The sequence below is a fragment of the Methylosinus sp. R-45379 genome (assembly GCF_001644125.1).
Classification (GTDB): domain Bacteria; phylum Pseudomonadota; class Alphaproteobacteria; order Rhizobiales; family Beijerinckiaceae; genus Methylosinus.
This window is the reverse complement of record NZ_LUUM01000035.1, coordinates 1-11,308: the sequence shown is the minus strand read 5'-3', so window position 1 is coordinate 11,308 and position 11,308 is coordinate 1. Positions and strand designations below refer to the sequence as shown.

Here is an 11,308-nt window from a genome sequence, read left to right as displayed (position 1 = left end):
GATAGCCGATGTCCTCCGAACGCGCGCAGAATCTGCAAGATACGTTTTTGAATTACGTGAGGAAGAACAAAGTCCCGCTCACGATTTTTCTGGTCAATGGCGTCAAATTGCAGGGCATCGTGACCTGGTTCGACAATTTCTGCCTCTTGCTGCGCCGCGATGGGCACTCGCAGCTCGTTTATAAGCATGCGATCTCGACGATCATGCCCGGCCATCCGATCCATATGTTCGAGCCGGGCGAAGAGGGCGCGGAGCCCGCGCCGGAGCAACGTCACCGCTGAGCGGGATTTCGGAAGATCGGCCCTGGTTTTCCGTTGAAGTTCCCGCAAATACAACAGACGCTGGCAAGGCGCGCGGCAATCCGCCGACGCGCTCCGCTCAGCGGGCCGAGGTCGGGTTGAGCGAAAAAACATCAGCGTCCGAGGACCGGACGGCGGACATGTCCACGAAAGCGCTCGTGGTGGGTCCTTATCCCACGCGGGCGCGGCCCTCGGAGAGCAGCGCGGGGCAGGGGGCGGAGCGCGACCCGGTCTCGAGGCTCGCGGAGGCTGTCGGCCTGGCGGAGGCGATCGAGCTCGACATTGTCGGCGAAATCGCCGTTTCCCTGCACGACGTCCGGCCCGCGACCTATCTCGGCAAGGGCAAGGTCGAGGAGATCGCCGAGACGGTGAAAGCGACCGAGGCGGAGCTGGTGACGATGGACTGCCAGCTCTCGCCCGTTCAGCAGCGCAATCTCGAGAAAGCTTGGGGCGCCAAGGTCATCGACCGCACCGGGCTGATCCTCGAGATTTTCGGCCGCCGCGCCCGCACGAAGGAGGGCTCGCTGCAGGTCGAGCTCGCCCATCTCGCCTATCAGAAATCGCGGCTCGTGCGCAGCTGGACCCATCTCGAGCGCCAGCGCGGCGGCTTCGGCTTTCTCGGCGGCCCCGGCGAGACACAGATCGAGACCGACCGCCGCCTGATCGAGGAGCGCATGGCGCGCATCGAGCGCGATCTCGATCAGGTCAAGCGCACGCGCGGCCTCCATCGCAAGAAGCGGCGCGAGGTTCCCTATCCGGTCGTCGCTCTGGTCGGCTACACCAACGCCGGCAAATCGACACTGTTCAACCGCCTGACCAAGGCCGGCGTGCTGGCCGAGGACATGCTGTTCGCGACGCTCGATCCGACGCTTCGCCAGATTCGTCTGCCGCACGGCGCGAAGGTGCTGCTCTCCGACACGGTCGGCTTCATCTCCGATCTGCCGACCATGCTGATCTCCGCCTTCCGCGCGACGCTGGAGGAAGTGACGCTCGCCGATGTGATCCTGCATGTGCGCGACGTCTCGCATCCCGATTGGGAGGCGCAGGCCGCCGACGTCGAATCCATTCTCGGTGAGCTCGGACTTTCCGGTGAGGCGGGAACGCGCATTCTCGAAGTCTGGAACAAGATCGACGCGCTGGACGACGACATCGTCGCCGCGATGAAGATCGCCGCGCGTGGGAAGAAGATCGTCGATCGGCCGTCTCTCGTCTCGGCGCTGACCGGGGAAGGGCTCGACGCCCTGCTCGGCCGCATAGAGACGCGGCTCGCCGAGGGACGCATTCAGCTCGAGGTCGAGCTCGACCCCGCCGACGGCGCCGGCATTGCGTGGCTGCACGCCCATACGGAGGTTCTGGATCGCCAGACGCTGGCCGATGGCCGCGCGCGCCTCATCGTGCGCGTCGCGCCGGAGCGATTCGACGGGGTGACGCGCCGCTATCCGCAGGCGGAAGTGCGCGCTCGCGCGTCATCCAAGCGGCGCGCGCGCTAATTCCCTCTCGGCGCGCCTCGAGTCCCGAGGCGCTCGAACATGCGGATCGAGCCATGGATCGAATTTATCTGATCGTCGCTATTCTCTCCGAGGTGGTCGGCACCTCCGCGCTCAAGGCGAGCGAGGCTTTTTCCAAGCCGCTGCCGTCGGTCATCGTCGTCATCGGCTATGGCGTGTCCTTTTTTCTGCTGTCGCTCGCGCTGCGCAGCATTCCGGTCGCCGTCGCCTATGCGATATGGTCCGGGGTCGGTCAGGCGCTGATCGCCGTCGTCGCGTGGTTCGCTTTCCATCAGAGGCTCAACGCCGGCGAGATGGCCGGCATGGGCCTCATCATCGCTGGCGTCGTCGTGCTGAGCCTTTTTTCGCAGACCGCTCATTGAGGATGTTTCGATGCCGCTCACCTTGCTCATCGGCAATAAGGGCTATTCGTCCTGGTCGCTGCGCGCCTGGCTGCTGCTGAAGCAGCTCGGAATCGACTTCGACGAGATATTGGTTCCGCTCTATCAGCCAGAATCCAAGGCAAAGCTCCTCGCCTTCTCGCCCGCGGGCAAGGTTCCCGCGCTGCGCGCCGACGATATTCTGGTTTGGGAATCACTCGCCATCGTCGAATTCATCGCCGCGCGCTTTCCCGATCTCCCGGTATGGCCGCACGATCCGGCGGCGCGGGCTCTGGCGCGCTCGCTCTCGGCGGAAATGCATTCCGGCTTCACGGCGTTGCGCGGCGAATATCCCACCAATTTCCGTCGCTCGCCGCGCTCCATTGCAGCGCCGAGCGCGGCGGCGGCCGCCGATATCGCCCGCATAGACGCCGCCTGGCGCGATGCGCGCGCGCGCTTCGGCGGGCAGGGGCCGTTTCTCTTCGGCGAATTCTCGGCCGCTGACGCCATGTTCGCGCCGGTCGTTTGCCGATTCTCGACCTATAGGCTCGACGTCTCGCCGCAAGCGCAGGATTATATGCGCGCGATCGAGGCGCTGCCGGCCTATCGGGAATGGGTGGAGAGCGGCCGCGCCGAGCCCTGGGTCCTCGAGAAATTCGAGAAGTAATCTCGCGCGGGAAGCGCAGATAGAACGCCCGCTGTCAGGAGCGGGCGATCACTCGCGCTCCGCAGCTTTGGCGGCCTGCCATAACGCTTCCATCTCGTCGAGCGTCGATTGTTTCGGGCTCTTGCCCTGTTCGGCGAGCGCGCGCTCGATGAAACCGAAACGCCGCTCGAATTTTGCGTTGGCGCCGCGCAACGCCTGCTCCGGATCGGCGCCGACATGGCGAGCGAGATTGGCGACGGCGAAGAGAAGATCGCCGATCTCCTCCACGACGGCGGGCGCGTGAGGCGCGCCATCGATGCCCAGCTCCGCTTCCACCTCCCGCGTCTCCTCGCGGATCTTCTCCAGCACGAGACGCGCGTCGGCCCAGTCGAAGCCGACCCTGCCGGCCTTTTCCTGAAGCTTCACCGCGCGCGTCAGAGCGGGCAGGGCAGGCGGAACACCATTGAGCAGGCCGGCGGGCTCTTCTATGCCGCGACGCTCGGCGCGGGCCTTCTTCTCCTGCGCTTTGATCTCGGCCCATTGGACGGCGACATCCTCAGGCGAGGCCGCGGATTTGTCACCGAACACATGCGGATGGCGGCGGATGAGCTTGTCCGAGATCGCCTCGGCCACATCGGCGAAGGCGAAAGCGCCGCCCTCCTCGGCCAGACGGGCGTGAAAGACCACCTGCAGCAGCAGATCGCCGAGCTCGTCGCGAAGATCGCCGAGATCGCCCCGCTCGATCGCGTCGACGACCTCATAGGCCTCCTCGAGTGTATAGGGAGCGATGCTGGCGAAGTCCTGCTCGAGGTCCCAGGGGCAGCCGGTTCCGGGGGTGCGCAGGGCCGCCATTATGCCGAGGAGGCGCGTGATCGCGTCCTGCGTCATCTACAGGCCTCTAAGAGGCGGAACGAGCATTGAAAAGCGCGAGCGGCGCGTTGTTTTGACGCAGCGGCGCGTGGCAAAAAAAGCGAGGAATCCGAGACGCTTTGCTCTAACATGAGTGCCGGATCTCGACTGCGCCCTTGGTCTACCGCCCTCCGCAGTCGATCCGAGGGTCCGGGGCCATAGTACGCCTTGCAACCGACAGCGCCTCGGACCCGACTTGCGCATCCGAGGTGAGATCGTCGTCGCCTTTCGGCGTGCAGCCGCAAGCCGGGAACGACTTGCGGCCCACTGTTTTTCAGCGCCTCAGTCGAGCGTGATCGACAGAGCTTCGCGACCCTTCGCCGTGTCGACGACCTGCATCGTCACAGGCTGGCCTTCGGCGAGATGAGTGACGCCGGAGGGACCGAGGATCGAGATATGGACGAAGACGTCCTTCCCGCCATCATTCGACTGCACGAAGCCGAAGCCCTTGGTCTCGTCGAACCATTTGACCTTGCCGGAGACCGGCACAGCCGTCGACGGATCAGGAGCCTGACGACGCGGCGGCCGATCGAAGCCGCCGCTGCCGCCGCCGCTGCTGCTTCGCGGACGCTCTGCGGTCGCAGTCGAAAGATCGACCTCGAGCACGCGAGTGACCTGCTGGCCCTTGACCGAGCTCGACACCTGCACCTTCAGCTTCGCTCCGGGCGGCAGGGCGTCATAGCCCGCAGCCTGAACGGCGCCGATATGCAGGAACGCGTCGCCCGTGCCATTGCCGAGCTCCACGAAGCCGAAGCCTTTTTCGGGCTTGAACCATTTGACGACCGCGTCGATCGCGGGCTCGTTCGAGGACGGGGGCGGCGCATCGCCAAATCCACCACCTCCGCCGAAAGGCGACCTCGGCGGCCGGCTGGGCCGCGGGCTGTCGTAGCCGTATGGGGGGTCGTCGTCGAACCCACGTTTTCTGGGTCCCCGGAAGTCTCGACCTTTGCTGCTCATGTCTTGGTACTCGTCTCCGCCAACCGCCAAAAGACCGCTATAGCCACATGCACGGCCTCTCGCCGGGCGCAAAAGCGCCGACGACGCACGCGTCCGCCGGCGTCTCGCGGAGAGCCGGTTTTGGTGCGTTCGTAAGTGTGCCAGTTGAATGCCATATAGTCCCGCGCAATCGCCTTTTTACCAGGAAGCGGCCCAGTCTGGCTAGATGAATTCGCCAGCGTTTTCGAAAAAACCCGAGGCCGCCGCTCACCATGCGACGAATCACAGGGTGAGAACACGCAGATCGAAGCGTGGAAAAGTGGCGCGAGCGCGGCAAGAACGCCGCGCATCCGCACTCGGCGCACAACAGCGGCGCGGGGCCTCGAAGGCGAGGGGCCGGACGCTCGACGCGCAATGGACTGAAATCACGGAAGATCGGAAAAATGAAAATCGCATAATCGATATTATGGAACCTAAAATCCATTCGCCTTGGGGCAGGAAATGGCTCCGGTCGGCGATGGCGATCGGACGGCGCGCAGATTAGCACGCGCATATCAGCGCGCGCTGGGTCGCTCGGTTCATGGATAATGCGGCTGTTTCGGACGCGTGGCTCAGGCCAGATCGATCCGCATTCCGTCGAAGGCCGGCGTCACATTCTCCGGCAGAGTCGCGGCCAGCGCGTCATAGTCGAGATCGACATGCAGATCGGTCAGAATCGCGCGACGCGGCTTGAAATGGGCGACCCATTCCAGCGCCTCGCCGACCGAGAGATGCGTGCCATGGCGCTTCTGGCGCAGCGCGTCGATGATCCAGACGTCGAGCCCCTCGAGATGGCGGAAGCTCTCTTTGGGCACGGAATTGAGGTCCGGCGTATAGGCCAGCCCGCCGATGCGAAAGCCGAGCGCGTCCATATCGCCATGGTCGAGCCGGAACGGCATGGCCTCGATGGTTCCGCCGGGACCTTCCACCGTCACCTCGCGGCCGAGATGAATGCGATGCTCGTCGAGCAGCGGCGGATAATAGCTGCCGGGCGGCGTCTCGAAGATATAGTCGAAGCGATCCGTCAGCATTCTGGCCGTCGGCTCGTCCAGATAGGCCGGAATGCGCCTTCCGCTCTCCAGCACCAGGCCGCGCACATCATCGACGCCATGTGTGTGATCGGCGTGCGGATGGGTGAAGAGTATCGCGTCGAGATGGTCGACCTTCGCGTCGATCAATTGCTCGCGCAGATCGGGCGAGGTGTCGATCAGCACATTGGTCCGCGCGTCGCCCTCGGTCCGCGTCGCCAATATCGAGCAGCGCCGGCGGCGATTCCGCGGATTGGCGGGATCGCAGGCGCCCCAGCCCTGGCCGACGCGCGGAACGCCGCCGGAGGAGCCGCAGCCCAATATGGTGACGGCGAGGCTCATTCGGCGGCTCGCCGTGTTTCGATTGGCGTCATTTTGGAGAAAAGCGCCAGCGCATTGGCTGTCGTCTGCGCGGCCATCTCCTCGAAGGAGACGCCTTTGGCCGCCGCGAGCGTGCGCGCCGTATCGGCGACATAGGCCGGCTCATTGCGCTTGCCGCGATGCGGCACGGGCGCCAGGAAAGGCGCGTCGGTCTCCACCAGGAGACGCTCCAGCGGCACGTCGCGCGCGATCTCGCGCAGCTCCCCGGAATTCTTGAACGTCACCACGCCGGAAAAGGAGATGTAGAGCCCGAGTTCCACAGCCGTCTCGGCCAGCGCGCGCGAGCTGGTGAAGCAATGGAGCAGGGCCTTGAAAGCCCCCTTCCCCATTTCCTCGCGCAGAATTTCGGCGCAATCGGCGTCGGCGTCGCGCGAGTGAATGACGAGCGGCAGCCCGCTCTCGCGCGCGGCTTCGATATGGGTGCGGAAGACGCGATGCGCCAGCTCGCGCGGGGCTTTGTCATAGTGGTAGTCGAGCCCCGCCTCACCCAGCCCCACGCATTTCTCATGGCGCGCCAGCGCGACGAGCTCGGCGACGCTCGCCTCGCGCTCCTCATGGGCGTGGTTGGGATGCGTGCCGACCGTGCAGAACACATCCTCGTAACGCTCGGCTATGGCGGCGATCGCAGCGAATTTCTCGACATGGGTCGAGATGGTGACGAAACGCGCCACCCCCTGCGCACGCGCGCGCGCCACGACCTCCTCCTGCTCGGGAGCGAAATCGGGGAAGTCGAGATGGCAATGTGTGTCGATCAGCATGGGCTCGGCCTGAACTCTCGGCGTGTCGGCGCCGAACCCTTAACGCGCCCGGCCGGGAATTGGAACGATTCTATTCGGAAGGGGATTTCGCCTCCCGCAGGCGGCGACGCAAATCTTCGACCAGCCGAGGGTCATTCTGCGCGCCAGCCAACACAGGCTCGAGTTTACAGAGCGACGGTGACATTCTGAGCCAAAAACGCAGCATCCTCCTCATCCACCAGCGCCGCGTCGAAGCGCGTCGTCGCGTCGATCGTCGTGCGCCTGATATTGCAACTGCGTAAATCCGCGCCCGAAAAATCGACGCCGCGCAAATCCTCCCCGGCAAGGTCGATCCCCGCCAGCGTCAGGCCGCGGAAATCGGCGAGTGGGTCGAGATCGCCGAGGCGCGCCATTTCGGCGAAGGACATCGGGCCGGCCGCTATGATCTTTTCGGCGCGCGCCGCGACCTCGGCGGTCAAAGTGAATTGCGAATGCGAAAGCGAATGCGGATCGGTCTGCACGACGGCGCCGAATGGCAGGGGACCGAAGAAACCAGATGGGCCGGAAGCCATTTTAGAAAAATCCTATTCGCTGTCGAGATCGATTCGCAGCAGCCTGTCGCCATGCTTGGTCAACAGCGCCGTCAGCAGCGCCTGCTTCTGCTTTTCCTGGCTCTTTGCGAACAGGCTGCAGGCGCCGAAATCCATCTCCGACACTTGCAGGCCGAGATCGACGCGCCCGCGCATTCGCGGCCGCTCGCCTTTCGCGACCTCGACGGAAGCGATGCGTCCGTCCACCTCGCCGCCATAGGCGACGGCGAAAATGTCGCCCTTCAGAAAGCCGCCGCCGGCGGCGGCGATAAGCCAGCTCTCGCCGCCCTCGGCGCGGCCGGCGGCGCTGATCAATTGCGGCGTCGGATCGGCGGCCGGCGTCGCAAAGGCCGGCTGCGTCATGCGGCCATTCTCGCAATTCACGAAAAGCTCCGCGCTGCGGTAGCCGAAAGTAATATGGCCCTTCTCGCTCGTCGCCCGCATCTCGCCGCGGAACGTCACCCGGCAGATGACGGAGAAGATGTCCTTGGCGTCCTCGCTCTCGGCGGCGCGCCCCTGGCCGAGCGCGACATAGCCCGATGCCGGCGCAAATTTGTCGATCGCCGGCCGCTGCGGGACGGGCGGCTCCGGCGTCTTCGTCATTTGCAGCGGCGATAGTTTCGCGAGCCGGCTGGAAGCGCGCTCGGCCCCCGGCAAATTCGCGCGAATGAGCGAGGCGGGGACGATATAGCCGACGCGCAGATCCTCGCCCTGCCCTTTGCCGCCGAAATCGACCTGAGTCAGAACGCCCATGAGATTGGGCGCATTGGGCGTGAACAGCGGCGAGCCGCTGGAGCCTTTCTCTGCGAAATAGGGATTGTCTCGCTCGGCAGTGAATTTGCGCCAGCTCTTCGAATTCGTCCGATCCTCGATCTCGCCTTCAATCAAATCATCGGTGTTTCGCGTCGGGAGATAGGCCAGCAATTCCGCTCTGCCGGCCTCGTAGCTCTCGAGCGCCAAGGGCAGACGCAGCGCTTCCTCGGGCGTGGCGTCGGCGCGCAGAAAGGCCAAATCGGGCGTTTGGCGGCGGCCGCCGGCGGTGCTGGCCAGCGTCGCGTGACGCGGGTCGCGATTTGCCCCGGGCAGGAAAGGAAACTCTATGTGCAAGCGCTCTTCGCCCGGCGCATGGGCGCGCGCATCCTCGACGACATGGGCGCAGGTGACGATGAGATCGCCTTCGATCAACGCGCCGCAGCCGACGAATGCTTTTCGCTCGTCGGCTGTGAAGATATAAATGAGCGCGGTTTCACGTTTAGGCATCGGCGAAAGGAATATTATGAGCGCGAACATCATAATCGAGGCCGGCGAAGGCCGGAAGATATATTTCGGCGGAGCGGAGGGGCCGGAAGGCCTCGAATCCGTGGGCGCGCTCGATCGCGCGGCGAAGGCCTCGGCCGATCAATTCGCCAAGGCCATGGGCTCGCTCTCCGTGCTGGTCGAGCATTTACGCAGCGCGGTCGAGGCGATTCCCGACAGGCCGCAGAAAGTCGAGATCGAGTTCGGCGCGTCGCTGACCGGCGACTGCGATCTCTGGGTCGTCTCCGGCGAGGGCAAGGCAGAATTCAAGGTCAAGCTCGCCTGGGAGAAGCCGAAGAAGGAGGCGTGACGCCGCCTCACGAGCATCCGGTGACGAGACCGTCGCTGCGTCCGGCCCGCAGTGAGCGCGAGACGCGCGTCACCAGCGGATCGAACTTCTTCTTTTGCGATGCGGGATATTCGATGGAGGCATTGTTCCATATCTCGCCTCTGCAGGAGAGCAGCGAGCGACGATAGAAAATGCGGTCGCCTTTCACACCCGAGACGACGACCCAATCCTTGCCTTTCTTGGCGTAGGTCACGGTCTCGCCCTCGCCGGGCGCGAGACGGTCGGCGAATTCCTGGTCCTTCTGAAAAGCGCGATAGCCGCCATAGATGGCGATCTCGGCCTGCTTGTCCGGCGAGGTGAAGACGCGGCCGTCGTCATTCTCCGGCGCCTCGCCCATGGTCCAGCCCTTGGGGACATCGGCCGTCGTGCCGAAGCGGGCGTTGCGATAGGCGAGCCAGGCTTCGGCGTGCAGAGGGCCAGCGCAGAGCAGGGCCGCGACGGTCGCCGTCATCAAAATGAGGCTCGCTCGCGACCGTTCCATTTGCGCCTCCCCGTCAGCTCTTGGCGCCTTGCGCCTCGCCCTCCTCCACATAGCGCGGAAAGACCGGAGCGGGCGCTGGCAGCGGCGCGCCGGGGCTCAGCGCATGCGCCTCGCCGGCATGGACGAAATCGCGCGCATCGGCGGGAACGGCGAGCAGATCGAGCAGGCCTGAGGCCGCGGCCGGAATGAAAGGCTGCAACGGAATGGCGAGCCGCCGCAGAGCCTCCGCCGTCACATAGAGGATCGTCTCCATGCGCTTGGGGTCGGTCTTCTTTTTGGCCCAGGGCTCCTCGCCGGCGAAATAGCGATTGGCGTCCCCGACGACGCGGAACAGCTCCGCCAGCGCCAGATGCGGCGCATAGGCGTCCATAGCCTCGCGCGCCTTGCCGAGAGCGGCGAAGGCGTCGGCGAGCAGCGCGCGGTCAGCCTCGGTCAACTCGCCCGGCGTAGGGACGGCGCCGCCGCAATTCTTGGCGATCATCGACAGCGAGCGCTGCGCCAGATTGCCGAGGTCATTGGCGAGATCGGCGTTGATGCGATTGACGATCGCCTCATGCGAATAATTGCCGTCCTGGCCGAAGGGCACCTCGCGCAGGAAGAAATAGCGCAGCTGATCGACGCCATAGCGCTGCGCGAGATCGATCGGATCGATGACATTGCCGACCGACTTCGACATTTTCTCGCCGCGGCTGAACAAAAAGCCGTGCACGACGATCTGCTTCGGCAGAGCCACGCCGGCCGACATCAGAAAGGCCGGCCAATAGATCGCGTGAAAGCGTGTGATGTCCTTGCCGATGACATGGGCGTTCGCCGGCCAGAAGCGGGCGCGCTCCCCCTCCCCGGTCAAAAAGCCGGTCGCGGTGATGTAATTGGTGAGCGCGTCAACCCACACATACATCACATGCGGCGAATTGGTCTCCGGCTTGGGCGGAACAGGAATGCCCCAGTCGAAAGTGGTGCGGCTGATCGAGAGATCGGTGAGGCCGCGCTTCACGAAGGAGACGATCTCGTTTCTGTATTTCTCCGGCGTGATGAAATCCGGATGCGCCTCATAGAGAGCGAGCAGTCTCTCCTGATAGGCCGAGAGCTTGAAGAACCAGCTCTCCTCCTCCACCCATTCGACCGGCGTGCCCGTCGGCGCGAGCTTCCTGCCCTCGATCTCGGTGATCTCGCCTTCGTCGTAATAGGCCTCGTCGCGCACCGAGTACCAGCCGGAATATTTGGCGAGATAGATATCGCCCGCCGCCTCCATGCGCTTCCAAATCTCGAGCGCCGCCTCCGCGTGGCGCGGCTGCGTCGTGCGCACGACATCGTCGGCGAGCGCGTTCAGCGTCTCGCCCATGGTCTGGAACTGGCCGGCGGTGCGATCGGCGAGCTGCTGCGGGGTCAGCCCCTCGCGCTCGGCGGTGCGTTGCATCTTCTGGCCGTGCTCGTCCATTCCGGTCACGAATAGCACGTCGAAGCCGTCGAGCCGCTTGAAGCGCGCGAAAGCGTCGGTCGCGATGCGTTCATACGCATGACCGATATGCGGGGCGCCATTCGCATAGGGAATGGCGGTGGTGATCATGAAGGTCGGACGTTCAGCCATGGGCCAAGGGTCTAGCGCGCTTTGCCGCGGCGGGGAAGCGGAAGGCGTGCGGCGCAGCAAAATTCCTGGCTAGATCATTCGCGCGAGCGCCGCGCGCCTTCCGCTTCCCCGCCGCGGCAAAGCGCGCTAGACCCTTGGCCCATGGCTGAACGTCCGACCTTC

At 64.8% G+C, this 11,308-nt stretch carries 13 protein-coding genes; 5 read left to right on the top strand and 8 right to left on the bottom strand.

The genetic code is table 11. The annotated features are described in order from the left end of the window. Positions 1–8: 8 nt before the first annotated feature. From hfq to A1351_RS02175, 4 genes are all read left to right on the top strand, one after another. Positions 9–281, top strand: coding sequence for an RNA chaperone Hfq (gene hfq, locus A1351_RS02190; RefSeq protein WP_024879963.1), 273 nt, complete (start codon positions 9–11; stop codon positions 279–281). A gap of 158 nt (positions 282–439) precedes the next feature. Continuing rightward, positions 440–1,789: a GTPase HflX gene (hflX, locus tag A1351_RS02185; protein ID WP_051465405.1), complete on the top strand. Its 1,350-nt coding sequence runs from the start codon at positions 440–442 to the stop codon at positions 1,787–1,789. A gap of 53 nt (positions 1,790–1,842) precedes the next feature. Then, entirely contained in the window at positions 1,843–2,169 is a 327-nt protein-coding gene (locus A1351_RS02180; protein ID WP_018265373.1) for a multidrug efflux SMR transporter, read from the top strand. Between the two features lie 10 nt (positions 2,170–2,179). After that, positions 2,180–2,833 (top strand): glutathione S-transferase family protein, encoded by a 654-nt coding sequence (locus A1351_RS02175; RefSeq protein WP_024879961.1) that lies wholly within the window; start codon positions 2,180–2,182, stop codon positions 2,831–2,833. 48 nt (positions 2,834–2,881) lie between these two features. Here the strand turns inward: A1351_RS02175 and mazG are convergent, their stop codons facing one another. The 6 genes from mazG to A1351_RS02145 form a co-directional block, all read right to left on the bottom strand. Further along, entirely contained in the window at positions 2,882–3,700 is an 819-nt protein-coding gene (gene mazG, locus A1351_RS02170) for a nucleoside triphosphate pyrophosphohydrolase (RefSeq protein ID WP_024879960.1), read from the bottom strand. A 303-nt stretch (positions 3,701–4,003) separates the two neighbouring features. Further along, entirely contained in the window at positions 4,004–4,678 is a 675-nt protein-coding gene (locus A1351_RS02165) for a cold-shock protein (protein ID WP_024879959.1), read from the bottom strand. Positions 4,679–5,268: 590 nt separating this feature from the next. Next, the gene (locus A1351_RS02160; RefSeq protein WP_024879958.1) at positions 5,269–6,066 is read right to left on the bottom strand and encodes an MBL fold metallo-hydrolase; all 798 of its coding nucleotides are present in this window, start codon (positions 6,064–6,066) and stop codon (positions 5,269–5,271) included. Next, entirely contained in the window at positions 6,063–6,863 is an 801-nt protein-coding gene (locus A1351_RS02155) for a TatD family hydrolase (RefSeq protein ID WP_024879957.1), read from the bottom strand. Before A1351_RS02155 ends, A1351_RS02160 begins: the two co-directional genes overlap by 4 nt. Before the next feature lie 164 nt (positions 6,864–7,027). Further along, a complete protein-coding gene (locus A1351_RS25080; RefSeq protein WP_064032031.1) occupies positions 7,028–7,414 on the bottom strand; it encodes a pentapeptide repeat-containing protein in 387 nt (128 codons plus the stop codon). A gap of 12 nt (positions 7,415–7,426) precedes the next feature. After that, on the bottom strand, positions 7,427–8,692 hold the full coding sequence (locus tag A1351_RS02145; protein ID WP_064032030.1) for a serine protease: 1,266 nt from the start codon (positions 8,690–8,692) through the stop codon (positions 7,427–7,429). Positions 8,693–8,708: 16 nt separating this feature from the next. Here A1351_RS02145 and A1351_RS02140 point away from each other — a divergent pair, with 16 nt between their 5' ends. Beyond that, positions 8,709–9,038: a CU044_2847 family protein gene (locus tag A1351_RS02140; RefSeq protein ID WP_024879954.1), complete on the top strand. Its 330-nt coding sequence runs from the start codon at positions 8,709–8,711 to the stop codon at positions 9,036–9,038. Between the two features lie 7 nt (positions 9,039–9,045). Here the strand turns inward: A1351_RS02140 and A1351_RS02135 are convergent, their stop codons facing one another. After that, on the bottom strand, positions 9,046–9,558 hold the full coding sequence (locus A1351_RS02135; RefSeq protein WP_024879953.1) for a hypothetical protein: 513 nt from the start codon (positions 9,556–9,558) through the stop codon (positions 9,046–9,048). A gap of 13 nt (positions 9,559–9,571) precedes the next feature. After that, on the bottom strand, positions 9,572–11,146 hold the full coding sequence (metG, locus tag A1351_RS02130) for a methionine--tRNA ligase (RefSeq protein WP_256388638.1): 1,575 nt from the start codon (positions 11,144–11,146) through the stop codon (positions 9,572–9,574). Between the last annotated feature and the right edge of the window lie 162 nt (positions 11,147–11,308).